At 51.6% G+C, this 26,109-nt stretch carries 19 protein-coding genes and 1 tRNA gene; 6 read left to right on the plus strand and 14 right to left on the minus strand.

The genetic code is table 11. The features are described 5' to 3' along the window. Window positions 1-31: 31 nt before the first annotated feature. The 3 genes from ACFR81_RS01740 to uvrB all read right to left on the minus strand — a co-directional run bounded on the left by ACFR81_RS01740 (window position 32) and on the right by uvrB (window position 4,438). Window positions 32-1,231, minus strand: a complete 1,200-nt coding sequence (locus tag ACFR81_RS01740; RefSeq protein WP_145174507.1) for a TerC family protein — start codon at window positions 1,229-1,231, stop codon at window positions 32-34. Window positions 1,232-1,494: 263 nt separating this feature from the next. Next, window positions 1,495-2,124 carry an NAD(P)-dependent oxidoreductase gene (locus ACFR81_RS01745; protein ID WP_343873792.1) on the minus strand — a complete coding sequence of 210 codons (630 nt, stop codon included), beginning with the start codon at window positions 2,122-2,124 and terminating at the stop codon, window positions 1,495-1,497. A 160-nt stretch (window positions 2,125-2,284) separates the two neighbouring features. Further along, the gene (gene uvrB, locus ACFR81_RS01750) at window positions 2,285-4,438 is read right to left on the minus strand and encodes an excinuclease ABC subunit UvrB (RefSeq protein WP_068172981.1); all 2,154 of its coding nucleotides are present in this window, start codon (window positions 4,436-4,438) and stop codon (window positions 2,285-2,287) included. A gap of 233 nt (window positions 4,439-4,671) precedes the next feature. On the opposite strand from uvrB, the gene ACFR81_RS01755 reads away from it, so the two are divergent. Beyond that, window positions 4,672-6,192, plus strand: coding sequence for a catalase (locus ACFR81_RS01755; protein WP_343873796.1), 1,521 nt, complete (start codon window positions 4,672-4,674; stop codon window positions 6,190-6,192). A gap of 98 nt (window positions 6,193-6,290) precedes the next feature. Here ACFR81_RS01755 and ACFR81_RS01760 read toward each other — a convergent pair whose 3' ends face one another. Continuing rightward, window positions 6,291-8,042: a BCCT family transporter gene (locus ACFR81_RS01760; RefSeq protein ID WP_343873798.1), complete on the minus strand. Its 1,752-nt coding sequence runs from the start codon at window positions 8,040-8,042 to the stop codon at window positions 6,291-6,293. Between the two features lie 112 nt (window positions 8,043-8,154). Next, a complete protein-coding gene (coaE, locus tag ACFR81_RS01765; RefSeq protein ID WP_343873800.1) occupies window positions 8,155-8,763 on the minus strand; it encodes a dephospho-CoA kinase in 609 nt (202 codons plus the stop codon). Between the two features lie 99 nt (window positions 8,764-8,862). On the opposite strand from coaE, the gene ACFR81_RS01770 reads away from it, so the two are divergent. Further along, window positions 8,863-9,567, plus strand: coding sequence for an IMPACT family protein (locus ACFR81_RS01770; RefSeq protein WP_343873804.1), 705 nt, complete (start codon window positions 8,863-8,865; stop codon window positions 9,565-9,567). Window positions 9,568-9,822: 255 nt separating this feature from the next. On the opposite strand, the gene rpsA is transcribed toward ACFR81_RS01770, so the two are convergent. The 3 genes from rpsA to polA all read right to left on the minus strand — a co-directional run bounded on the left by rpsA (window position 9,823) and on the right by polA (window position 15,115). Further along, on the minus strand, window positions 9,823-11,310 hold the full coding sequence (gene rpsA / locus ACFR81_RS01775) for a 30S ribosomal protein S1 (RefSeq protein ID WP_068172991.1): 1,488 nt from the start codon (window positions 11,308-11,310) through the stop codon (window positions 9,823-9,825). Between the two features lie 319 nt (window positions 11,311-11,629). Continuing rightward, window positions 11,630-12,277: a GNAT family N-acetyltransferase gene (locus ACFR81_RS01780; RefSeq protein WP_343873808.1), complete on the minus strand. Its 648-nt coding sequence runs from the start codon at window positions 12,275-12,277 to the stop codon at window positions 11,630-11,632. Beyond that, on the minus strand, window positions 12,278-15,115 hold the full coding sequence (polA, locus tag ACFR81_RS01785; RefSeq protein ID WP_377148603.1) for a DNA polymerase I: 2,838 nt from the start codon (window positions 15,113-15,115) through the stop codon (window positions 12,278-12,280). 89 nt (window positions 15,116-15,204) lie between these two features. Here polA and ACFR81_RS01790 point away from each other — a divergent pair, with 89 nt between their 5' ends. Further along, the gene (locus ACFR81_RS01790) at window positions 15,205-15,684 is read left to right on the plus strand and encodes a PaaI family thioesterase (RefSeq protein WP_145174489.1); all 480 of its coding nucleotides are present in this window, start codon (window positions 15,205-15,207) and stop codon (window positions 15,682-15,684) included. 274 nt (window positions 15,685-15,958) lie between these two features. Here ACFR81_RS01790 and ACFR81_RS01795 read toward each other — a convergent pair whose 3' ends face one another. Beyond that, complete coding sequence (locus tag ACFR81_RS01795; RefSeq protein WP_068172997.1) at window positions 15,959-16,573, minus strand: ANTAR domain-containing response regulator; 615 nt, start codon at window positions 16,571-16,573, stop codon at window positions 15,959-15,961. Window positions 16,574-16,765: 192 nt separating this feature from the next. Between ACFR81_RS01795 and ACFR81_RS01800 the strand changes: the two genes are divergently transcribed. Both ACFR81_RS01800 and ACFR81_RS01805 read left to right on the plus strand, forming a co-directional pair. Then, a tRNA-Leu gene (locus tag ACFR81_RS01800) sits at window positions 16,766-16,848 on the plus strand. Between the two features lie 225 nt (window positions 16,849-17,073). Further along, window positions 17,074-17,640: a hypothetical protein gene (locus tag ACFR81_RS01805; RefSeq protein ID WP_190616616.1), complete on the plus strand. Its 567-nt coding sequence runs from the start codon at window positions 17,074-17,076 to the stop codon at window positions 17,638-17,640. Between the two features lie 88 nt (window positions 17,641-17,728). Here ACFR81_RS01805 and pyk read toward each other — a convergent pair whose 3' ends face one another. After that, a complete protein-coding gene (gene pyk / locus ACFR81_RS01810) occupies window positions 17,729-19,216 on the minus strand; it encodes a pyruvate kinase (RefSeq protein WP_343873816.1) in 1,488 nt (495 codons plus the stop codon). Window positions 19,217-19,547: 331 nt separating this feature from the next. Here pyk and ACFR81_RS01815 point away from each other — a divergent pair, with 331 nt between their 5' ends. Beyond that, a complete protein-coding gene (locus tag ACFR81_RS01815; RefSeq protein ID WP_068173013.1) occupies window positions 19,548-20,126 on the plus strand; it encodes a flavodoxin domain-containing protein in 579 nt (192 codons plus the stop codon). A gap of 89 nt (window positions 20,127-20,215) precedes the next feature. Here the strand turns inward: ACFR81_RS01815 and ACFR81_RS01820 are convergent, their stop codons facing one another. From ACFR81_RS01820 to trpB, 4 genes are all read right to left on the minus strand, one after another. Next, window positions 20,216-22,693, minus strand: a complete 2,478-nt coding sequence (locus ACFR81_RS01820; RefSeq protein ID WP_343873820.1) for an ExeM/NucH family extracellular endonuclease — start codon at window positions 22,691-22,693, stop codon at window positions 20,216-20,218. A gap of 347 nt (window positions 22,694-23,040) precedes the next feature. Further along, entirely contained in the window at window positions 23,041-23,919 is an 879-nt protein-coding gene (lgt, locus tag ACFR81_RS01825) for a prolipoprotein diacylglyceryl transferase (RefSeq protein ID WP_343873824.1), read from the minus strand. Further along, entirely contained in the window at window positions 23,919-24,770 is an 852-nt protein-coding gene (trpA, locus tag ACFR81_RS01830; protein ID WP_343873828.1) for a tryptophan synthase subunit alpha, read from the minus strand. Before trpA ends, lgt begins: the two co-directional genes overlap by 1 nt. After that, complete coding sequence (gene trpB, locus ACFR81_RS01835) at window positions 24,770-26,107, minus strand: tryptophan synthase subunit beta (protein ID WP_068173019.1); 1,338 nt, start codon at window positions 26,105-26,107, stop codon at window positions 24,770-24,772. Before trpB ends, trpA begins: the two co-directional genes overlap by 1 nt. Window positions 26,108-26,109 lie beyond the last annotated feature (2 nt).

A 26,109-nucleotide genomic window follows, 5' to 3' on the forward strand; every position in this document is an offset into this window, starting at 1 on the left:
TGGTATCTAACTTATTTCAAGCGATGCATGATTACTGTTGCATGTATGCTTCGTGTTCACCGCGAGCACGGGAAACTAAGTCTTGGAATTCTCGTTCTGAGTCAATCAGTTCGTCGCGGTATTTCTGAGGTACGTTACGAGACTTTGCGGTGGCGTCGTCCAGCTTTTTCTGTAGCTCGTTGCGTTCCTCAGTGGATGCGTTATCGGGAAGTTCCAGGTACTGCTCGGATAGGCGCTGTACCTTTTGGATGGCAGCGAGTGCTTTGCCCTTGGGGCTCAGAAGCGATGCCAGAACGGTGATGGTCAAGATACCGATAATGACCGTGAGAGAAAGACCGATACTAACTTCCACTACGTGAACTGGCTGACCGTCGTTGATGAAGGACAGGGTGTTCTCGTGCAGGGCGTGGAGGAGCAACTTGACACCGATGAAGGCGAGGATTGCAGAGAGACCCCAGGAGAGGTAAATCAGACGATCGAGCATTCCATCAATGAGGAAGTATAGCTGGCGCAGACCCATGAGGGAGAATGCGGTAGCGGTGAAGACGATGTAGGATTCCTGGGTTAGACCGAAAATCGCGGGAATGGAGTCAAGTGCGAACAGAATATCTGTACCGCCGATAGCCACCATCACCAGCAGCATGGGGGTCATAACCTTTTTGCCGTTTTCTACGGTGAAGAGCTTATCGCCATCGTAGTAATCGGTGGTGTGGAAAATCTTTTTCGCCAGACGAATGATGAAGTTGTTGGCTTCATCTTCCTCATCTTTATCGGTTACTTCGCCCTTGATAAGGTTGCCTGCGGTCCAGAGCAGAATAATACCGAAAAGGTAGAAGACCCAGCTCCAGCGCTCAATAGCCGCGGCACCTACCAGAATGAAGGCGGTGCGGGCAATCAAAGCAAAGACGATGCCAAAAAGCAGTACCTTCTGCTGATCTTCACGCGGAACCTTGAAAGAGCCCATAATGATCAAGAAAACGAAGAGGTTATCAACACTCAATGCTTTCTCGGTAATGTAGCCGCCGTAGTATTCTGCGCCGAACTGCGGGCCGTCCCAGATGAGGATGACCAGGCCGAAGAGTAGAGCGATACCTACGTAAAATGCTGACCAAACAGCGGCTTCTCTAATAGTAGGTTCGTGCGGTTTGCGCACGTGAAAGAAAAAGTCATAGGCCAAAAGAGCCAAAATGACGGCGATTGTTACCGCCCATTGCAACCCAGAAATATGCATGGGAGCCTTTCTTGTGGTGAGGATATGCCAGAAACCACAAGTCTCTCCCACCACCAATAGACGGTGGTTTTCTACTCCGGTTGAACATCTTTGGTCAACGTGCTGACGAAATAGAAATTAGCGGGATACTCCCTTGCTCGTGCTAAAAGTTTACCCTAGATAAGCGCACGTAGCTTAAGTTATTCCACGTGAGGTTAAGCAAATCCCCGTGTGCTGGCTATTCTGCCACCACACGGGGATTAATTCACAAGCAACTTAACTGTTTATTTACCTTGCGCCGTTTCTTCGTTCTGGGAAGCCACGGTAAAGCGTTCACGCATATGTTTGGGTGCTACAGCTTCATCAATTAGTGCAACTGCAAAATCTTCTGCCGAAACAAAACCACCGGCAGGGGTATCTTTGCTTTCAAAATACAGACCGGTGCGAACGCCGGGAGCAATGACGAACGCAGGAGCGAGCATAGTCCACTTGAGCATGGAGGCATTCTCACGGTAATCATCGAGGATTCCTCCAAATTTCTTGGCTTCAGAGCGGTATTCCTCGGGAAAATCAGGGGTGTTGTAGAAACGCTCACCTTCAGAATTCTCTAACGCACCGGCTCCACCGACCACGATGAGGCGGCCGCTGGGCGCTGCGGCAATGAGCTGAGAGTGCAGGTTTTTCATGCTTTCATCGGACTGGTCTCGACCAGCGGTGGCGATAATAGTGGCATCGTGGCTGTTGATGACCTGAACCAATTCGGTGGTGTTGGTTGCGTCCAGAGAGTACCCGGTTGCTCCGTGGACATCGTTGCCCTTGCGTGAGTAGGCATCTACTTCATGCGAGCGCCCTACTGCTTCTGCTATCGCCCGTGAACCTACCATTCCATTGGCACCAATAACTGCTATTTTCATTGCCGTATCCTTTCGCTTATTTTCCAACAGTCTTATTCTGTGTTGACCTTTTCAAGACCGATGTGCCTGTGAAAATATTCCCGAACGGTCTAAACGTTCGGGAATCTTTCATAGTGAGACGGCTGAAGAATAATCTTTACAGAGTCCTGAATTCTATAGCTTAGGCGTGCCCGGCGTTCTTCATTTGCCGCAGTTCTTTCTTCAAGTCGGCAATTTCGTCGCGGAGACGACCAGCCAATTCGAACTTAAGCTCTTCTGCGGCTTTCATCATCTGCGCCGTCATATCTTCAATCAGATCCATGAGGTCCTCTGCCGGTGCCGCAGCCAAACCATCTGAACGCACCCGCGCTTCAGCACGAGCCAGAACTTCTGCGGCTTCACCGGACGCCTGGGCGTTTTTCGCCGAGCCCTTTTTCTGGGAGACCGGTGCCAGCTTACCGTTTGCTGCTTTACGCTGGGCAAGTAGTTCAGCAGTATCTTCGACCTCGCGGTTGAGCTGGTCGGTGATGTCAGCAATTTTTTTACGCAGAGGGGTCGGGTCAATGCCGTGCTCTTTGTTGTAAGCGGTTTGAATTTCCCGGCGGCGGGTGGTCTCATCAATCGCCGTGCGCATAGAATCGGTGATCTTATCCGCGTACATGTGCACCTGCCCCGAAACGTTACGCGCGGCACGCCCAATGGTCTGGATAAGTGAAGTAGTAGAGCGCAGGAAGCCTTCTTTGTCGGCGTCCAAAATGGCAACCAAGGACACCTCAGGCAGGTCCAAACCTTCGCGAAGCAGATTAATACCCACCAAAACATCGTAGGATCCCATGCGCAATTCTCTCAGTAGTTCAATACGCTTGAGGGTGTCGACGTCCGAGTGCAGGTACTGCACGCGCACCCCGTGCTGGGAGAGATATTCGGTCAGGTCCTCTGCCATTCGTTTAGTCAAAGTGGTCACGAGAACACGCTCGTCCCGATCCACTCGAAGCCGGATTTCCTCCAGCAAATCATCAATCTGCCCCTTGGTCGGTTTGACCACGATTTCAGGGTCCACCAAGCCGGTGGGTCGGATAATCTGCTCCACTACCCCGTCCGCCTGGGACAGCTCGTATTTACCAGGGGTTGCCGACATATAAACGGTTTGTCCGATTCGATCCAGAAACTCGTTCCATTTGAGCGGTCGATTATCCATCGCCGACGGCAGGCGGAATCCGAATTCGACCAGTGTACGCTTGCGGCTCATATCGCCTTCGTACATTGCTCCAATCTGAGGAATGGTCACATGTGACTCGTCTACTACGAGCAAGAAGTCATCGGGGAAATAATCCAACAGACAGTGCGGAGCGGAACCGGGTGCGCGCCCGTCAATATGACGGGAATAGTTTTCGATGCCATTGCAGAAACCCATCTGCTCCATCATTTCAAGGTCATACTGAGTACGCATGCGCAAACGTTGCGCCTCTAACAGCTTGTTCTGCCCTTCTAGTTCGTTGAGGCGGTTGCCGAGTTCGTCTTCGATGGAGTGAAGAGCACGAGCCATTCGTTCGGCACCGGCAACATAGTGAGAAGCGGGGAAAACGTACATCTCTTTTTCCTCGCGGATGATATTGCCCGTCAAAGGATGCAGGGTATAAATCGCTTCAATTTCATCGCCAAAGAATTCAATCCGAATAGCGTTTTCTTCGTACATGGGGATAATTTCTACGGTGTCCCCACGCACGCGGAAGGTTCCGCGGTGAAAATCCATATCGTTGCGCACATACTGCATATTGACGAAGCGGCGCAGTAGTTCATCGCGGTCGAGCTCTTGTCCTACTTTCACCGTGACCATCTGTTCAACATATTCTTCGGGCGTACCCAAACCGTAGATGCAGGAAACGGTAGATACCACGACGACGTCGCGGCGCGTCAGCAAGGCATTGGTGGCTGAGTGACGTAGACGCTCCACTTCTTCATTAATGGAAGAGTCTTTTTCGATAAAAGTATCGGTCTGGGGAACGTAGGCCTCTGGCTGGTAGTAGTCGTAGTAGGAAACGAAATATTCAACAGCGTTGTTGGGTAACAGTTCGCGCAACTCGTTGGCAAGCTGGGCAGCCAGGGTTTTGTTCTGCACCATGATTAGTGTCGGCCTTTGCACCGATTCGATGAGCCAGGCAGCTGTTGCTGACTTACCTGTGCCGGTGGCACCCATAAGAACGACGTCTTTTTCTCCGGCGTTGACACGTTCTGTCAGCTCGGCGATGGCTTTTGGCTGGTCGCCTGCGGGTTTGTATTCTGAAATGACTTCGAAGGGCGCAACTACACGCTCAATTTTCTGCGCAAGACTCATAGATACAAGAGTACAACTGTGGAGATAGTTGAACTAGAACATACCTACGAATTATTCTCTGCGCCAATTTCAGTTGGTCAGTCAGTTTTTATTGGGTGAGTCAATGGTTCGATTCTAGAAAGTATGTGGGTATTTCACTTCTTTCTTATTGTGAATTTATCAAAATAAGGTAGAGTTTGAAGAACAAGTTGTCAGAAAAACGAACTCTACTGACCCAATCGGGAAGGATTATCATGGTTGAGAACCCCCTGAAAAAAATCAAAGAAACGGTAACAGGTGGCTCCCCCGTCAATCACCGCGGCGATTTTACCACCACTACCACCGGGACTCCCGTGGCAGATGACGCTCACTCACTCACCGTGAGCAACGATGGTCCCATCGTCCTACACGACGTCTACACCGTAGAAAAGCTGGCTCAGTTCAACCGCGAACGCGTTCCCGAACGTAACCCCCACGCCAAAGGCGCCGGAGCTTACGGCGTTCTGGAAGTCACCGAGGACGTTTCTGCTTACACCAAGGCAGCCCTCTTCCAGCCCGGCGAAAAAACTGACATGCTGATTCGTTTCTCCACCGTGGCAGGCGAGCAAGGCTCACCCGATACTTGGCGAGATCCCCGTGGCTTCTCCATGAAGTTCTACACCACCGAGGGAAACTACGACCTCGTGGGCAACAACACCCCTATCTTCTTCATCCGCGACGGCATCAAGTTCCCTGACTTCATACACTCGCAAAAGCGCCACCCTCAAACCGGTTTGCGCGATCACGACATGCAGTGGGATTTTTGGAGCCTCTCCCCCGAGTCCGCCCACCAGGTTACCTGGCTCATGGGTGACCGAGGTCTGCCCAAGACGTGGCGTCATATGGATGGCTTCGGATCCCACACCTTCCAGTGGATTAACGCTGAAGGTGAGCGCTTCTGGGTCAAGTACCACTTCAAGACCGATCAGGGTATCGACTTCTTGACTGAAGACGAAGGCGCCAAGATGGCAGGTGAAAACCCAGACTTCCACCGTGAAGACCTCTATAATGCCATCGAAGAAGGCAACTATCCTTCGTGGACTCTTTGCGTTCAGGTTATGCCTTACGAAGATGCCAAGACCTACCGCTTCAATCCTTTCGACGTCACCAAGACCATTTCGCAGAAGGATTACCCGCTCATCAAGGTCGGTAAGCTCACTTTGAATCGCAACCCGCAGAACTTCTTCGCTGAAATCGAGCAGGCTGCTTTCTCGCCGGCGAACATGGTTCCTGGTATTGCCGCTTCTCCTGACAAGATGTTGCTCGCGCGCATCTTCTCCTACCCAGATGCCCAGCGCTACCGCATTGGTACCAACTACGCTCAGTTGCCGGTCAACCAGCCCAAGAATGCGCAGAACAACAGCTACTCGGTAGAGGGCTCTATGCGTTATCAGTACACCCCCGCCGATGCCCCGAACTATGCGCCCAACAGCGTTGGAGGTCCGGTAGCTGATTCAGATCGTGCTTTCGAATCTCGCGGCTGGGAGTCAGACGGTGAGATGGTACGCGCCGCAGCAACTTTGCACTCAGAAGACGACGACTTCGGCCAGGCACGCACCCTCTATGCTGAGGTTATGGACGCCGCAGCTCGGGAACGTTTGGTCTCGAACATTGCCGGGCACCTGGGCGTGGTGAAATCCGATGAGATTCGCGAACGCGGTATGAAGTACTGGGATAACGTTCATCCAGAACTTGGTGCACGCGTACGCGAGGCTATTGCTCAGCAGCGAGCATAAGCTAGCCACGAGATAGCTTTTTTCTGAAGCTATTTTCAACGATGAAGGGGTCGGGGAGAAATCTCCCCGACCCCTTCATCGTTTATGATTACACACCTTTATTCTGCCGATGTGCTGGAACTCTTTTCAGTCTTCGAATCAGCTTTAACCGCCCTTATCTGTCCCGTATTAGGCACACGAGCTTCAAATTCTGGCTCCGTTCCTTCTTCAAATTCGGGTTTTATGACCACTTCCTGAACGGAGCTGAAGTCCTCCCGCGCACGTCGGCGATATTCTTCAGCGGGGATAACCTGCTTCCACTGGCGAGTTCTCATAGGAGCTACTTCCCCAGCATCTTCACGCAATGCGCGAATAACCATCCACATTTGTAAGAATCCCAGAATAAAGACGGGGAAACCCACCACGATAATGACATGTTGCAGAATATCTAGACCGGAGTCTCCGGTGGTTACGAGAATGACCGCGCACACTACTCCGATGCAGAGCGCCCAAAAGACCCTTTGACGTTTAGGAGCTTTATCTTCATGACCGTTGGCAATAGCGTCCATAGTCAGCGCTGCTGAGTCGATGGAGGTAATGAAGAAGATCGTGATGACTAAAACGGTGAAAGGCGCAACGAATTCAAACAGAGGGAAATGCCCCAGGAACTCGAAGAGAGCTGCCGGAATGTCACCTTTATCCACTACATTTTCAATCAGCTGACCATTCTGGTTGCGCTCAATATCAAAAGCGTTCATCCCGAAAATACCAATCCAAAACATCACAAAAATGGAAGGTACGGCCAGCACGCCAATCACAAACTCTCGAATGGTGCGCCCTTGAGAAATACGGGCAATAAACAGTCCCACGAAAGGAGCCCACGACACCGTCCAAGCCCAGTAAAAGACAGTCCACGAACCTATCCATCCGGTGTCTGCAAAGGCATCATTGAAAAACATCATTTCTGGTAGACGCATCAAGAAATACCCGGCAGACTCAATGGTTCCCATCAAGGCAGTACGGGTAGCGCCGGCCATCAGGATGAAAAGCAGGAGAGCTACCGCCATCAAGATGTTGAAGTAGGACAGCCGTTTCACGCCATTGTCCATACCAGCTACCACTGATGTGATGCCTGCAGCAGTCACTAAAGCGATAATTCCAGCTTGGATCCATCCGGCATAAGGAACACCGTAGAGAATCTGCAAACCCGAGTTGATTTGGAGGGCTCCAAGACCTACAGATACAGCCAGCCCAAATACGGTAGAGATAATGGCCAACGCATCTATCATCTTGCCGAGCGGACCGTGAATACCTTCACCGAGAATCGGCTGAAAAATTGACGAAACACGCGGGGGTAGTTTGCGCTTATACGTAAAATATCCAAAGGCAAGCCCAGGGACGGTTAAAATGACCCACATAAACAGCCCGATATGAAAGTTAGAAATTGCCAGCGCATCGCGGGCTGCCCTATCGGACTGAGGTTCGACACCGTCATAGGGCGGGTTAGCGAAGTGAGAAATAGGTTCTGCGGCTCCCCAAAAGAGAAGCACTGCGCCAACTCCAGCAGCGAACAGCATTCCAAACCATGCCACGCCTGAATACTGCGGAACCGAATCGTCTGGCCCTAGTTTAACGCGTCCAAATCGGCTTGCTGCTAGATACACCAGGAAGATGAAGAATAAAGCATTGCCCAGGACGTAAAACCACCCAAAATAGGTGATAATCCATTGAGCCATGGCACCAAAGACGCCTTCCATTTGTGTGGGAAAGGCGATAAAGCTGAGGGTAAAAAGTGCTATAAACCCTGCAGTCGTAAAGAAAATAGGGGGATTCGTACGCAATCCCAATCTGTCATGGAGTTTTAGCAACACGGGTTTCCCGGTGGAGGTTGTGGTCTTACAACGGCACTATGATCCACCCCGTTGTAAATCGTCCAAAAGAAACGACTTAATGATGGTATTGATTTTGGAGAGTAGATTCCACTTATGAGGTAAGCTGAGTAATCTTCTGCCAGATCCGATCTACCTGCTCTTGGGTTTCTTCTAAACTGCCGGAGTTGTCGATAATCCAACGGGCTATCTGGGCTCTTTCCTCATCGCTGGCCTGCGCCTTGATACGTGCCAGGGCATCTTCTTTCAGAATCCCACGTTGGGTGGTGAGGCGTTCCAAACGCACCTTCTCATTTGCACACACTACAATGACGCCGTCGAAGCGGTCGGCTTGCCCTGTTTCAGTAAGTAGTGGGATGTCTTCGATAATGGTTGCGTTCTCCCCCTGCTGTGCGACGGCTTCCTCCCTGAGTAATTGAGAGCGCTCACGTACTGCAGGGTGAACAATCGCGTTCAGCTTTTCCCGTTCTGCGGGGTTCGCGAAGATGAGGGAAGCTAGGTGGGGGCGGTTGAGTTGCCCGTTATCCAACAGTATTTCCTCACCGAATGCGGCAACTACCCGTTGTAACGTTTCTTCACCTGGTTCCATAAGTTCGCGTGAAATGGCATCGGCGTCAATAATAAAGGCACCTTTGTCTGAAAACATGGCGGCAACAGTCGATTTGCCTGAACCGATTCCCCCGGTGAGTCCATAATGCGGCAATGTGCTGACCTTTCAACTTACTTATCTTTTTCAACCCCACACTATCGCGCCTTTTCCCACAGGACACTTCAACAAGCTTCTTCCCCATAGAATAAGGAGATGAATACCGACCATGAAACTCGTGCCACCTCATACGCCGTTCTTACTCAATGGGATCCTGTTCAATCGCTTTTGGAAATTAAGAGGAGTGAGTTTATCGCCTTTGCCCAGCGTGTAGAATCCGAGGCTGATGCGAGGGCATTCATAGAGTCTTTGCGCAAGCAGTATCACGATGCCCGCCACGTATGTTCGGCATTCGTCATTGGTGCAGACCGAGATATTCAAAGATCTTCGGACGATGGAGAACCTGCCGGAACTGCTGGTATCCCTATGTTGCAAGCTGTACTGGCAAGGAGAACTGACCCCGATTCGGAAGCTAGCAGTACAAATCTCTCTGATATTTGCGTGGTAGTTGTTCGCTATTTTGGCGGAATCAAACTCGGTGCTGGCGGTTTGGTGCGGGCATATACAGACGCCGTGGTTCAGGTACTTGATGAAGCAACTACGACTCAGCGACGACGCCTACGGGCGGGCGTAGTGAAACTACCCCATGCAGAAGCAGGAAAGTTTGAAAACGAGGTGAGGTCTCTAGGGTTTACTATTATCTCAGTCGACTACTTCGCCTCGCACGCTGTGGTTACTCTCGGTGTATTTGATTCTCCCGCCACCCGCAATGAAGCTAAGACTAAAGTAGCCGAACTGACCATGGGTAAGGGAGAAATTTCATGGGGAGAGACGTCGTGGGTTGATGAGGTAATGAATTAGCGACGCAGGCGTATTAGGTCCCAGCTCAAACATCGCGTGTTTCGCTAGGCGAAACTCGCACGACTCTCCTGCTCTGTTAATCTTTACCGGCAAATAAAAGAAGCCCGCCCCAATAATCTGGGGCGGGCTCTTCTAAGCTACTTCGGCTTTTACCTCTTAATTGCCGGTGAGCTTCTTGCGATGGAGCTGAATTTCCGCGAAGCGAATCAGAAATTCGGCGGAATCAGCTTCGCAAGAAACTAATCGGTAAACCTCTTAGTTGCCGGTGAGCTTCTTGCGAAGCTCAGCGAGTGCCTCGTCTGATGCCAAGGTGCCGGACTCGGTACCCTTGTCATCGGATGAGTAAGAGGTAGGAGCTGCGGGAGCTGAGTTGGAGGAGGAAGATGAGGATGAAGAGGTAGTAGCCGCAGTAGCTGCTGCTTCTGCATCTGCCTCCATCGCCTTAGCAACCTGAACCTTGTGTGCTTCCCAGCGAGCCTGAGCGTCTGCGTACTGCTGTTCCCAAGTTGCACGCTGAGTTTCGTAGCCTTCGAGCCATTCGTTGGTCTCGGGGTCGAAGCCCTCGGGGTACTTGTAGTTGCCCTCTTCGTCGTACTCTGCAGCCATGCCGTAGAGTGCGGGGTCGAACTCGGTGCCCTCAGGGTCAACGCCTTCGTTAGCCTGCTTGAGTGAGAGGGAGATACGACGACGATCGAGATCGATGTCGATAACCTTCACGAACAATTCGTCTCCAACGGAAACTACCTGCTCAGCAAGATCTACGTGGCGAACAGCAAGCTCAGAGATATGGACAAGACCTTCGATACCGTCTTCAACGCGAACGAATGCGCCGAAGGGAACGAGCTTGGTGACCTTACCGGGTACAACCTGACCCAGCGCGTGAGTGCGAGCAAATGCCTGCCAAGGATCTTCCTGAGTTGCCTTGAGTGAAAGTGAAACGCGTTCACGATCAAGATCGACTTCAAGAACCTCAACGGTTACCTCGGTGCCAACTTCAACAACCTCTGAGGGGTGATCAATGTGCTTCCAGGAGAGCTCGGAAACGTGAACGAGACCGTCTACGCCGCCAAGGTCCACGAATGCACCGAAGTTGACGATGGAGGAAACGACACCGGTGCGAACCTGACCCTTTTCGAGCTGGTTGAGGAAGGTTGAGCGAACCTCAGACTGGGTCTGCTCAAGCCATGCACGGCGCGAAAGAACAACGTTGTTACGGTTCTTGTCGAGCTCGATAATCTTAGCTTCAATTTCCTGACCGATGTAGGGAGCGAGGTCGCGTACACGGCGCATTTCGACGAGGGATGCAGGCAAGAAGCCACGAAGACCGATGTCCAGGATAAGGCCGCCCTTGACAACCTCGATGACAGTGCCGGTAACAACGCCGTCATTTTCCTTAATCTGCTCGATGTCGCCCCAGGCACGCTCGTATTGTGCGCGCTTCTTGGAGAGAATCAGACGACCTTCTTTGTCTTCCTTGGTCAGGACGAGGGCCTCAACTTCGTCACCAACGGAGACGACTTCGCCGGGATCAATGTCGTGCTTGATGGAAAGTTCACGAGAAGGAATAACGCCTTCGGTCTTGTAACCGATATCGAGGAGAACCTCATCGCGGTCAACCTTGACAACTTCACCTGAGACGAGATCGCCGTCGTTGAAGTACTTGATGGTTTCGTCAACGGCCTTGAGGAAGTCTTCTTCAGTTCCGATGTCGTTGATTGCAACCTGAGGAGTGTTGGTGCTCATGTAGTAAAGGGCTCCATTATGGATAGATTTGGTAGGTCGATACAGCCGTAGTTCCCCCGCAAGCTTCTAGTTCCCAATTGAGAGTATCTACCTGCGGTATCGCAACGAGTGGTTCCGCTCTGTACCGAGCGTTTATTCGGACAATGTGCGCGCATAGTACACGCACTTATTAAATATTAGGGAGGACTCCCCCGAAGGTCAACGATTGGCGCGGTTAAATCACCGGTTATTTTCGGTAATTTACCCCTTATGTAGAGGCAATCACGCGTTCGGGTGTGTCGTATCACCAGTAAGATACCGAGAGCCGCTTCTTCTGACCTTATTGTGCGAACATAGCCGACCAAGAGCCCAGCGGCTGTTTGAGCACAATTTCCTGGTGCTGTTCTACCTTGTACACGCTCAATCCGCGTGCCTGATAATTCGCGAGAGCGTGCGGACCATCGAGATTACAGGTATGCACCCACACCCGATGAACCTCCGGCAAATGATGTCTATTGGGAATATCCCACGCCCGTTGAATGACGGTCTGCAAGAAAAGACGACCCAAGCCTTTGCCATGTGCCCAGTCCATCAGCCCAAAATAGAGAATTTCGACGTCCGCGGTGGGAGCTATGGAGGACGCCATGAGCTCGGCGCTGAGTTGGCAGTACCCTGCAGGAGTGCCATCGAGCGTCAGAATCCAAACTTCGCTACCTTCTGCATCAAGTTCTTCCTGCCACTGCTCACGCGACCACCCTAACCGTTCATACCAGCGATATGGACCACCAACTACTGCGTAGAACCAGCGGACCAGCTCAGGGGTAACATGTTGCGCACGTTCAATACGAACCCCCTGGGGAAGCTCTGAAGGCTGCTCAGCCAGGGCAGAATCCAGCATTTGTAAGGACGTAATAGTGACATTCTGAGGATACGCTTCCACGCCCCAATCTGCCTGATCTTCAATTTTTTCTTGCGGAAAGTCGTTCACTTAATGCCCCGCTTTATACCAAGAGATTCCGCTACCCACCTGCACGTCCATGGGTACATTGAGGCTGACTGCACTACTCATTTCTTCTTGTAATAGTTGGGTTGCAGCCTCTTCCTCGCCCGGCGCAACTTCCAGAATGAGTTCGTCGTGAATCTGCAAAAGCATGCGCGTTTTGAGCTGCTCTTTTTCCAAACGATTCTGCACATTAATCATGGCAATCTTCATAATGTCTGCGGCTGTACCTTGAATGGGAGCGTTCAAAGCTGCACGCTCGGCGGCCTCGCGGCGCTGGCGGTTAGAGCTATTCAAGTCGCTCAGGGTACGGCGTCGCCCAAACATCGTTTCGGTATAGCCATCTTTGTGGGCTTGCTGAACGGTGCCCCGCAAGAAACGCCCGACATCGCCAAATCGCTTGAAATAGTTAACGGTGAGTAGGGCAGCTTCATCCACAGGTATACCCAACTGTTTGGACAGTCCGAAACGGGAGAGCCCGTATGCGAGTCCATAGGACATAGCCTTTACTTTGGCGCGCATCTCTGAAGTCACGTCCTCGGGAGCCACTCCGAAGACTTCTGAACCGACGAAGCGGTGCAAGTCTTCGCCCTCCTTATACGCCTGAATCAGCTTTTCATCATCCGCCAGATGCACCATAATCCGCATTTCAATCTGCGAATAATCGGCGGTCAGCAAGGTGGTGAAATCGGTGCCGTCAATCGTGCGAGGATCCACGATGAACGCCTCGCGAATCTTTCGACCCTCAGCAGTACGAATCGGGATGTTCTGCAGGTTGGGATCGGTCGAGGAAAGACGCCCCGTTGCAGCAACATTTTGCTGGAAAGTGGTGTGAATGCGCCCGTCCCCCGCTGTAGCCTTTTGCAAGCCCTCGACAGTCTGTTTGAGTTTCGTGAAGTCACGGTAGGTCTGAAGTGCCACCAAGAACTGCGCGCCCTTAGACTCTGGGCTAATTTTTGCGAGTAAGTCAGCCATTGAATCGGCGTCGGTAGAATATCCAGATTTCAGTTTGCGAGTAGTAGGCAGTTCAAGTTCTTCAAAGAGGACGCTTTGAAGCTGCTTGGGCGATCCTAGGTTCACCTCATGGTTAATGAGGCTGTATGCCTCTTCGGTAGCCTGTTTGATGAAGCTTTGGTAATACTCCTTGAGCTCCCCCAGCACCTGGGAATCTACCGCGATACCTGCAATTTCCATTTCAGCAAGCACAGTAGCCAGAGGTAGTTCGATTTCTTCATACAGTTTAAGTTGATTTTGCTGGCGCAAATCCATATCCAGGGCAAGCGTTAGTTCTTGAAGATAGCGGGCGGTCAACGCTGCATATTCAATGTCCACACTGGGCTCTTCAGCAAACAGGTCCCCTTGCACATTTTCTTCTTGCGCCTCGGGCTCGGGAAAATCAGTGTGCAGATACTGAGTACAGAGATCTTGCATCATGGCTAAAAAGCTACGACGACGTGCGGTAGGAATATGCCCGCAGACATAGGAACTCAGCATCGGGTCTTCCACTGCGCCCGTGAGCTGAAAACCACGAGCTTTCAGAGACTTAAACTGCTGCTTGAGGTCATAGACGATTTTCGGTGCGTTTTCATCGCTTAGCCAATCAGAAAAAGCTTTCTCTAGCTCGGGACTTGCTGAGGTAAAATCAATCCATGCAGCCTGAGTACCGCCCAGCAACACTGCTCCCTGAAGGTTTTCTTCATGCGCATAACCGGCTTCCGGTGCATCTGGCTGCGCTTGCGGGAGCAACACCAGCGCGTTTGCCAGCCGCTGGGGAACTTCGACGGGACGGTTCGTTGCCGAGATTGATTCCTGGGCGTTTTGCACGAACCCAGAAAAACCTTCAGCAGTTTCGACCGTAGTCACCGCATCCACAGTAATATCTACCTGCATTGCGGCTGCTTGCGCCATCGAAGAGAAAAGTTCGGCGGTTCGCTTGCGAATCGTGGAAAATTCCAGTTCGTCAAAGAGCGCGTCTAACTCTGCCGGGTCTGCAGGACCATAGTGTGCGGCGTCGTCCAGAGTAATTGGCATCTCCAAATCATCCACCAGCCTATTGAGGCGGCGGTTACGCAGAACGTCTTCTACATGTTCCCGCAGGGCTTCACCCTTTTTGCCTTTGATTTTATCCTGGTTCTGAATGATGCCGTTGAGATCGCCAAATTCGTTAATCCATTTAGCGGCGAAACCTGGTCCAACACCGGGAACACCAGGAAGGTTATCTGCCTGTTCGCCGGTGAGCGCAGCCAGGTCGGGGTAAAGGTGAGGAGGTACTTTGTATTTTTCTTCTACTGCCGCGGCATCCATTCGACGAATTCCCTTGGAGGGGCCGGTGGTGACAGGGTAAAGAATAGTGACGTCGTCGTTAATGAGCTGGAAAGCATCACGGTCGCCAGAGACTATGCCCACGGTAAATCCTTGGGCCACTGCCGCTTTTGCAAAAGTTGCCACAATGTCATCGGCTTCATAGCGTTCAACCGTCACCGACGGAATCTGCAGAGCTTCCAAAACCTTTTGGATGAGTTCAATCTGGCCAAAAAATTCCTCGGGAGTTTCCGAGCGACCACCCTTGTATTCGCCATATTCTTCGGTGCGGAATGTACCGCCAGCTAGGTCAAATGCAGTAATAATGTGAGTTGGTTGCTCAGACTTGATGAGGCTCAATAAAGTGGAGAGGAACCCGTGGACGGCGTTAGTGTGCTGCCCGTAGCTGGTCACGAAGACCTCCGCAGGAGCGCCGTAGAAGGAACGGAAAGCTAGCGAATGCCCGTCAATGAGGAGAAGCTTTTTCTTATCGTTTACTGCATGAGTTGTAGTCACGGTGTCCATCCTAATAGCTTCCAGTATTTGCTTCTACGGTGAAAAGTTCAGGTTACTAGGATACTCTCATAGGCGAATCTTCTAGAGAAAGGCATCCGATGACTCCCAATTCTGAGCATTCCAGTGAACCACTCGACCCTCAATTTCAACGGGACCTAGAAAAGAGCGGCATTCCTCAAGAAAAGTGGCACAGGTTCTCCCAGCATGGACTGGGAACACTGATTCCTAAAATGGGCATCTTTTTCGAAGAATTAACTGCAGAATATACTGTGGCAACTATGCCAGTGGCAGAAAATACTCAACCCGGCGGCCTATTGCACGGTGGAGCCAGCGCGGCCCTCCTCGAGACGCTCGGCTCTTTCGCAGCCAACGAAGCTACGCCCGAAGGATACGTGGCGGTTGGTACAGAACTCAATATTTCCCATGTTCGCTCGGCAACTTCGGGTTTGGTTCGGGGAACCTGCATCGCCCTAAAAATCGGTCGGAGGCAGTGCGTGCACCGTATTGATATCACCGATGAGCACGGAAAGCTCATTAGTACCGGGCGCATGACAAACAGCATCATCCCCCGCAGATAACAGACTCTTTAGTTAGCGAAAGTACTTTATATGCGTCAAAAAATCGGCACAGTCTTTCTTCTGCTTACCATACTTTGCCTGGTGACAGCTATCAATATAGGTAGTTGGTGGTGGTTGGGCGTCTTTCTCTGCACTTTAGTGACTCTGTGGGGTATCGGCTTTACATCATCAGATTCTGAAGAAAAATCACAGCGGTAACGCCTATAAAATCAGCGACGTCCCGCTTAATAGAGGGACGTCGCTGATATGAGGTTCTTTCACCTTTAACAAACGGTTAGGAAACTTGATTGACGATGGTTTCCGCTACTTCTTTCATCGACAGTCTGCGATCCATAGAAGTTTTCTGTATCCAGCGGAAAGCTTCAGGCTCGCTCAATCCCATCTTTGAAATCAGCAAAGACTTCGCGCGATCGACTAATTTGCGGGTTTCGAATTGGTCCTTGATATTTGTCACTTCGTTCTGCAAGGCAACAATTTGTTCGTACCTGCTGATGGCAACTTCAATCGCAGGAATCAAATCATGGGGGCCAAAAGGCTTGACGACGTACGCCATTGCCCCAGCTTCTGTAGCTCGATCGACTAGTTCTTTTTGGCTAAATGCCGTCAGCAAAACTACCGGGGCCAATTGTTTCTTGGAAATTTCTTCGGCTGCTGTAATGCCGTCCATAATCGGCATTTTCACATCCATCAACACCAGATGGGGGCGATGCAGTTCAGCTAGTTCAACAGCTTTTTGACCGTTGTCCGTCTCTGCAACGACGTCAAAGCCTTGGTCACGCAAGATTTCAACAATATCCATACGGATGAGGGCTTCATCTTCTGCAACGACGACGGTGCGGGCAGGCTCCTGTTCTTCGCTGACTGAATCAGCTGGCGTCTGCTCTGACATGCTTTACTCCTTTAATCTTATTCTTATATTTAAGTTTCTCACGTTTGAGGCTGTGGTAGCGAAGCTAGGAGGTAAATTCTGGTGCGAAATCGGTGGGGGTGGGCAATGGAATATGAGCCGATTTTATTTTTTAGAAAAATCAATGTACAGTAATAAAGCACTCACCGATTGGTGGATGTCTCTGAGACAGAGGCCCAAGTGGCGGAATTGGCAGACGCGCCGCACTCAAAATGCGGTTCTTAGGAGTGTGGGTTCGAGTCCCACCTTGGGCACCATTCAACGCTTAGCTTGAGCGTTACAAACCCTCTCTTGTTGACAAGAGAGGGTTTTTTGTTGACAAGGTATTCCTCACATGCCAATTTCAAATTCCACTGTCCCCTTGGCGATACGCTAATCCGTGACCTCAAAATCTAGATGTTATATGTTGAAATATCCCAGATATTTTTCAAGAATTGGTTGTATCCTTAGAGCCCCGATACATAATCTACGAACGAACGCACATGAAACTCAAAATTCTTCCGTTGCTCATAGCTTCCTCCACGCTGTTGTTGAGTTCCTGCGCCGATTCCGCGCCCAAAGATGCCAAAACCCAAGCTGTCGACGAAGCCAGCGCCATCTTTGAGCAACAGATTGTGGATCCCATGAACAAGGCGCTGTACAACGATTTCACCAACGAGCAGCTGGATCAGCTGATCACCAAAGACAATATAGATACAGCATTCGCCAGTTTCATTTATGGGTTCATGGAGATTGGAAAAGCAGCGGCTGACGACGGGCAAAAACCTTTAGGATTGATGAAAGGAACTGTTTACAAAGACAGCCGAAGCCAAAATGCTCCCGAATTCTACAAAGGTGACGACAATACGGACGCCTTCAAAATGTACGCATGTGTTGATATTTCCGAGATGAAATACGGGGATCAATCATTTTTGGACTACACCGGAAAAGCCCAAGAAGGATATACCGCCTACGATTTTTACGTCATTGATGTCACCAGAAATAACAAAGGCGAATACAAACTCACCTATGCCAATGCTGAAGACGAGGGCATGGTCGATCATTGTTAGTGATTCTCTCAGACACCACCAGGTAAAAAGGACTCGCTCCCCCAACGGGAACGAGTCCTTTTTATTTCTGATTCACAATCAAAAAAGATTAGCCGTGAATGTTCTGGTCATCCAACCAGGGTCCTAGCTTCTCACGCTCTTCAGGGAGCACCGCACCGGCGTCGTCCATATCTCCAACGCGGTGAACCTTCAATAGGTTGGTTGAACCGGCTACTCCGGGAGGTGAACCTGCAGCCATTACAATCAACTTACCGGGCTCGGATAACTTATTAGCCAACAGGTAGCGATCAACCAAAGCGGTCATCTCATCCGTATTCCCTACGCTACTTGCCTGAACGGTTTGTACGCCCCACAGCAAAGCAAGGAATGCGCGAACCTTGGGATCCGGGGTGAACGCAATGACCGGTTTTGCGGGACGCAAACGAGCCAGACGTCGAGCGGTATCACCTGACTGTGTAAAGGTGGTAATGAAATCGGTATCGAGCTGATCTGCAACGTTTACAGCCGCGCGGGTGATTGCGCCACCGCGAGTCTTCGGAGCAGTTCCCAACGGGGGTACACGGTACAGACCGCGCTCTTCGGTAGCCGCAATAATGCGCCCCATCGTCTGAATGGTGATAATGGGGTACTTACCCACTGAAGTCTCGCCAGAAAGCATCACAGCATCTGCGCCATCGAGGATGGCGTTTGCGCAGTCAGATGCCTCAGCGCGAGTAGGTGTGGGGTTATTTATCATAGTTTCCAGAACCTGGGTAGCCACAATCACGGGCTTAGCCCAACGGCGAGCAAGTTCAATGGCGCGTTTCTGCACCAGAGGAACTTCTTCCAGAGGATATTCAACACCGAGATCGCCACGAGCAACCATGATGCCGTCGAATTTATCCACAATATCCTGCAAGTTTTCAACTGCCTGGGGCTTCTCGATCTTTGCAATGACGGGAAGCTTGACGCCTTCTTCTTCCATGATTTCGTGAACGCGAATGATGTCGTTCCCAGAACGCACGAAAGAGAGCGCAATAATGTCTACGCCAAGCTTCAGAGCGAAGCGAAGATCAATTTCGTCTTTAGGAGTAAGCGCAGGGATAGAAACTGCAACACCCGGTAGGTTAATACCCTTGTTGTTGGAAACAGGACCGCCAACGACGACGCGGGTAGTGACGGTGCGCTCGTCTACTTCTACAGCCTGCAGGCGGATTTTGCCGTCATCAATGAGCAGAGTATCGCCGGGCCTCACGTCGCCGGGCAACCCCTTGTAGGTAGTTCCACAAATCTCTTTGTTACCTGCAACATCATCAATGGTGATTTTGAAGGTGTCGCCGGGCTCAAGAATTTCCGCACCGTTTTCAAATGTTTCCAGACGAATCTTAGGCCCCTGCAAGTCAGCAAGAATTGCGACGTTGCGGCCGAGCTTCTGGCTCTGCTCGCGCAGGTTAGTGTAGGACTCCGTATGAACATCGTGCGTGCCGTGGCTCATGTTCAAACGAGCTACGTTCATGCCAGCTTCAATCGCTGCTGCAAGTTTTTCGGGGGAAGATATTGCCGGACCAATAGTACATACAATTTTTGCGCGTCTCATGTGTTAAACCTTAGTCAGTTCAGTAGTCGTAATAATAGGGGCATGGGGAAGGTGAGCATATGTGCAATCTGAACTTTCCGTGGGAAACTTCCCAACAGTTCACACATTCTCACTTCAAAACCCAACTCAACATTCCCTATTATACGTGGTGTTCTGTGGGATTGTTCAAGAAAATCACCATCCAGTCCGTCAATTCCTCCATCTAACCCACAAAAACTCACATTAGCTCCGTAATGGTTTCTTCCCCGTCGTTTCTGTTCTATCCTGGCAGGTAAACAAACATTTTTAGTCAGAAAAATATGACTAAAACTTTGCAAGCAAGGACATAACTGTGACATCAAAAAACGTAGTAATTCTCTACGGTTCAAACTACGGATTCACCGAACGCTACTCTCGGTGGATTGCAGAAGATTTGCGGGAACTGGAGACCCAACCCACCGTGATTCTCTCCCCCATTGCCGAGGCTACCGATGAGCTCATTGAATCCGCCGACGTCCTCATCGTAGGCGCAAGCTACCTGGGTGGTTTCCTCACCGGGGCACCCACTTTGCGCAAGCGCCGCGAAGCAATGGCTAAAGTTTCGCACCGGGTTTTCTTCACCGTGTGCTTCAACGGGCTTGCAGTATATCCACGCGAATACCTCGATAACCGTGTGCTCAAGAGCTACAAAGAAGAGATTGCAGGCGGCCGCCCCGCATTCCACTTCCGTGGTGGTCTAGACCTTTCCCAGATGACACGAACCCACAAGACTGTTCTAGCTGGCGTGCGTACCGCATACAAGCTCAAGCCCCACGCCAACGAATATGACAAGCAGATGGTGGAATCATTCGACAACGGCGGCGGTGATTACACCAACCGCGAAGACACCAAGCCGCTGGTAGCCACCGTGGCGGAGATGCTCCAAAAATAAGGGGATTTTCTACTCTTAACAAAGTGCTCCTCCTACTCAACGAGTAGGAGGAGCACTTTCTTATTGGACTGCTTGAGTGGACAGGACTCTTACTTTTTGCCCGCTACATTGTGCTCATAGCGGTAAATAAAAGCCGCCATTGCATCACGCTTGATGGGATCAGCGGGGCGGTAGGTGCCGTCGTCCCAACCTGTAGAAATACCCTTAGAATGCATCCAGGAGATTTCTTTATAGAATGCTCCACCGGGCTGAACATCAAAGAATTCAGCGCTACGAGGTGCTACATAGTGAGGGGAACCTGCTACGCGATAGAAGAATGCTGCCATCGCTGCACGTTCTACAGGAGCTTCGGGGCGGAAAGTACCGTCTGCCCAGCCGGTAGTAATCCCCTGCTCTGCCATCCATGAAATTTCCTTATAGAAGGGATGTGTGGTGGAAACATCAGAGAACTTGGACTGAGCTGGCGCGTTGTACTCAGGTTCACCCGCCATGCGGTAGAAAAAAGCAGCCATTGCCCCGCGGGAGATGTTTTCATGCGGGCGGAAGGTGCCGTCATCCCACCCCTGAGTAATACCGGACTGAGCCAGCCACATGATTTCAGAATAGAAGGGTGAGTTTCCCGGGACGTCGGTAAACGAAATGGGAGCATCCGCGCGCAAGTTGAAACCCACGACCTTTGGATCGTGATCGGAGGAACGGTAGGCGTTGGGCTGGTAGAAGTTTGTAGCGTTGTAGTTATAGCGGCTGTATTCAAAAGCAATGGATTCTACGGAGTTGATGTTCCAAACATCTGCCCCGGTCACCTGTTTGAACATAGAGGGAGAAGCCAACACGTGGTCCAGGCTGCCCTGGCGTCCGCTATAAACATAAGAGTAACCGGCGTCGAATTGATCACCAATGTTAATGTATCCAGCTTCTGCCAGAATCTTCATAGGATCTTCTTTTGAGTAAGAGTTGAAGTCACCGAGCAGAACAACGTTGTCTGTTTTATTTTCTTTTTTCTCCTGGTCCGCAAAAGCTACCAGAGCTTGTGCCTGCTTCTTGCGATCGGCGTTGGAGGCGCCTTGACCATCGCCCTGATCGGCATTTACGCCAGAACCTGAGCCCTTAGACTTGAAATGGTTGACGATGGCTACGAATTCATCGCCTTTAACCTTTGATCCAACAGGTTCGAAGGTTTGCGCTAGCGGTTTACGGGCATTATTGAATGCATCCGAATCAAGCAAGATTTCAGAATCACCTTGAGGTTGAACCTGGTCATCTTGATAGATGAAAGCGGTGCGAATGACATCTTCTTGACCAGGGAGCGCCTCCGGTGAAGGAACTGCCTTCCACCGCTCAAATCCGGCATCATCATTCAGCGCTGCCACCAAGGTGTTCAATGCTTCGTCGCGGTTCTTGCCGAATGCCGCTGAGTTCTCGATTTCTTCTAGGGAGAGAATAGAGGTGTTCATGGTGTTGATGGCGGCGACGATTTTGTCTTGTTGGCGCTTGAGGTTTTCATCGTTGGCAGCACCGCGCGCATCACAGCCGCTATTGACCGTAATGGGGTTCTTGGCGCGGTCAGTGTAGAACGTGCAACCGGTGAGTTCATCGCCGGTGGTGGAGAAATAGTTGAGCACGTTGAAGCTGGCGATAGTGTAATCCCCACCCACCTTTTCAGGGGCTGCAGTGCGGGTGTTGGTGAACGTTGCGGGAATTGTGGCGGGATTGCTGGCACCGGTGATGGGCTCGGTAGGGTTCAAGCGCCACTCATCGAAGCTATACAGCAACACCGTGGGTTGAGTGAACGTGACTGCCGAACCAACGCGCACGGGGTTCTGCTCAGAAAGATAAGGTAGCGGGATATCTTTGCCACCTCGGGTGTAATCAACGGTAGCGCCGTCGTCCACAATGAAATCTTTTTCGGCGTTAGCTGCCTCGTATGCTTTGGCGGCTTCACCTGGAGCGACGACGTCGGTGGCAGTGCGCAACGGTGAGGTGCCGTTGGTCAGTTTAATTTCGCCGTAGCGGTTAGTGTTGAAGTTATCGGTCACTGTGATATTACCAGTGGGCTGGAGCAACATGCTCTCCAGTTCTTCGCGCCCTGCCGAGGTGTCAGGGAAAGCACCCTTATAGGGTTGCACGGGGATAATACGGGTGGGAACCTGGCGCATTTTGCCTTGGGCAACAGTCATCTGGGTTAGACCGTGGTATTCGGAAATGGTGCCGGTAACTTCCACATAGTCTCCGATATGTACCGATCCGACGGTGTCCGGTGAATAGATGAAGAGACCATCTGAGATACCCGGAGTGGGGTCATTTTCTCCCCCGGTTCCAGCGGTTTGAATGGTGTAACCGCGCAGCCCGCCCTCAGCGTAGACTGCGGTGACTTGACCGCTCGTGGTCACTGTTTTATTGACCAATGGAGAGGTATCTGAGGTGCCCTGGATGTCCGCAATGCTGGTTATTTCAGCGGCAGATGCAGCGGTGGTGGACGACGCCGCAGTCGGAACGGCGACGACGAATGCGGCGGTGGCGACCGAAAGCGATGCCGCCAGCTTTCGGGAAGTTGAAGCTGAGCTCACGAGAGAATCCTTAGCGAAAATATACGTGGTGTGGATTGAGCCAGTGTGAAGAGGCTCTCTCAAAAGTTTAAATTCAGCTTGATGTTTTCCGGCAGATTCAACGATGAATGTTGGGTTAAGAATCGATGGCGGTTCTAGTCTTTAGCATTCTTTTCGCTCCCATTACTACCCCTGTGGTATGAATTTTATTCACTGAAAGTTAGTTGTCGCAGCTAGAAATTTTCTCGGAATTTTTCTCTTGCCTGCGTAATGAGAAATAGATATAAATTGCCAAGGGTGCCCAATAAGGGCGAAAAAGCGGGTAAGTCCCTTAGAAACTTACCCGTTTTTCAACCACTTAGAAATAACTAAACCCGCACAGATACCTGCTGTTCGCCGTCTAGCTGAACCTTCCGGCGTCCCCGAGCACCTGCAATCAGAAACCCGACTAGACCCAGCAGAATCAGGAACCCTGAAGTCCAAATGTGGATGCGAAGTCCCCACAGCATTTCTGAGTGGTCAATGCGCAAAAAGACCTCAATCATGAACCTGCCGATTCCATACCACAGCACGTAAAGCCAAAAAGTCTGCCCCAGCTTCAGAGCAGCTTTTCGCCCCAGCACTATCAGCAAGATAGCACCCAGCAGATTCCATACCGACTCATAGAGAAAAGTAGGGTGAAAGAGAGTTTCTGCAGGATACTGCGAGGGAAAATTCGCCGACCTCGGATCGATTTCTAGTCCCCAGGGCAGCGTGGTTGGTTTACCGAAAAGTTCCTGGTTGAACCAGTTGCCCCAACGACCGAATGCCTGTGCAAGCAAGATACCCGGCGCGGCGGCGTCGGCAAATTTGGCCAACGAAACCCCGTAGCGTTTGCAGGCAATCCAAGCACCCAAAGCACCGACTGAGATGGCGCCCATAATGCCGATGCCACCCTCCCAGATTTTTGCCCAGCCCCAGGGGTCAACCCCGGGTCCAAAGTAGCTTTGGGGGTCAGTAATAAGCACGTGATAGGCGCGCGCACCTACTATGCCAAAAGGGATAGCCCACAGAGCAATATCCCACACGTTATCGGAGTTCTCCCCCTTGCGCGTCCACCGCACGCTCGTGAGCCAAAGGCACACGGCAATACCCGTCAAGATACACAGTGCATAAATGTGTACGGTGAACGGTCCCACGGGGAACGAACTAACAGAGGGTGAAGGAATAGAGGCAAGAATCAGTGAATCAGAGGAACTATGGAGCACTACTGACGCCCCGCTAGTTCGCGCGCGAGCTGACCCACTGCCTCGGGCCCGCCGGACTGCAATGCCTTGACCAAGGCAGTACCCACAATCACACCGTCGGCATAGGCACCGATTTCTTCTACATGCTCGCGCTTAGAAACACCCAAGCCAACGCACACATTAGGAGCGCCAGCCGAGCGGAGATTCTCCACCAGGGAGTGCGCGGCGTTATTGACCGACGAGCGAGCGCCCGTCACGCCCATCACCGACACTGCATAGACGAAGCCGGAGGATGCCTCAGAAATCATGTGCAAACGTTCCGTTGAGCTGGAAATAGCCGCCAAAAAGATACGGTCAAGACCGTATTTTTCCGATACTTCAAACCACTCTGATGCCTCGTTGGGAACCAAATCCGGGGTAATGAGACCAGAGCCACCAGCTTCAGAAAATTCGCGGGCAAATTCATCGACGCCAAAACGCAGAATGGGGTTCCAGTAGGTCATGACGGTAACAACGGCATCGCACGCTGCGGTAATCTCTCGTGTGGCTCGGAAGGTATCGGTAAGGCGGAAGCCGTTCTCGATGGCTTCTTCTGTTGCCTTCTGAATGACGGGACCATCCATTACAGGGTCAGAATAAGGAATACCCAGTTCAATGATATCTGCACCGTTTTTGCCCAGTTCAATAGCAGCAGCAATCGATTCTTCCACGCTGGGATAACCCACGGGCAAATACCCGACCAAAGCGGGGCGCCCCTCAGACTTGCACTGAGCGATTTTTGCCGCCAGCTTTGAGTCGGTGTTGGGTGCGGGGAACGATTTATTCAGCACAGAATACTTAGCTGCGCCAGAAATTGCATCCTGATAAGTCATTACTTCTGCTCGCTTTTCTGCGCTTTGCGCTCGTTAGTTGCCTCAGTGTTACCGGTGGTCAAAGATGAGCTAGGGATTGCCTTGCCCAACTTGAACCATTCCAGAGCCGTTCCCATGTCTTTATCGCCACGGCCAGAGAGACAGACGATCATGATTTTCTCGCGAGCGCCCTCGGGGTCTTCTTTCGCCCATTCGTTGGCAACGCGCAGAGCACCTGCCAGCGCGTGGGCAGATTCGATGGCGGGAATAATGCCTTCGGTCTGGCAGAGCAGGCGGAGGGCGTCCATGGCTTCGGCGTCGGTAACCGGCTGGTAGCTGACGCGTCCGATGTCGTTCAGGTAGGAGTGCTCGGGACCAACGCCGGGGTAATCCAAACCTGCGGAAATGGAGTGAGATTCGATGATTTGACCGTCTTCATTTTGCATCAGGTAGGTTACTGCGCCGTGCAGGACACCGGGGCGGCCCAGGTTGATGGTTGCGGCGTGGCGAGGGGTATCGATACCGTCTCCGCCTGCTTCGAAGCCAAAGATTTGGACGTCGCGGTCGTCGAGGAAAGCATGGAACATGCCGATGGCGTTGGAGCCGCCACCGACACAGGCTGCGATGCCGTCGGGTAGTTTGCCGGTGAGTTCTTGGATTTGCTCGCGGGCTTCGGTACCAATGGCGTCATGGAAGAAGCGCACCATGGCGGGGAAAGGATGCGCCCCGGCAGCAGTTCCTAGCAGGTAGTGAGTGTTTTCCACGTTGGCTACCCAGTCACGCAAAGCTTCGTTAATGGCGTCTTTGAGGGTACGAGATCCGGTTTGAACCGCAATCACGGTTGCCCCCAGAAGCTGCATACGCGCAACGTTCAGAGCCTGACGTTCGGTGTCTTCCTCCCCCATGTACACCACGCATTCCATGCCAAAGAGCGCTGCGGCGGTTGCGGTTGCCACACCGTGCTGGCCGGCACCGGTTTCAGCAATCAAGCGGGTCTTGCCCATGCGCTTTGCCAAAAGCGCCTGACCAATCACGTTGTTAATCTTGTGCGAGCCGGTGTGGTTGAGGTCCTCACGTTTGAGGAAGAAACGGACTCCCCCGGCATGTTCTGAGAATCGAGGTGCCTCGGTTAGCAAAGAAGGACGGTTGGAATATTCGCGGGAGAGGCGCTGAAATTCTTCCATGAACTCAGTATCTTCCTTCGCTTTGTTGAAGGTTTCCTCTAGTTCTTCCATCGCTGCCATCAATGATTCGGGCATCCACTGACCACCGTACTTGCCGAAGTAAGGGCCAGGCGCGTTCTTCAGCGAATCGGATTCTTGGGGGTTCAAAAAGGCATCTGCCAGTTGTTCGGACATCT

The sequence above is a fragment of the Rothia amarae genome (assembly GCF_042677725.1).
Lineage (GTDB): Bacteria > Actinomycetota > Actinomycetes > Actinomycetales > Micrococcaceae > Rothia > Rothia amarae.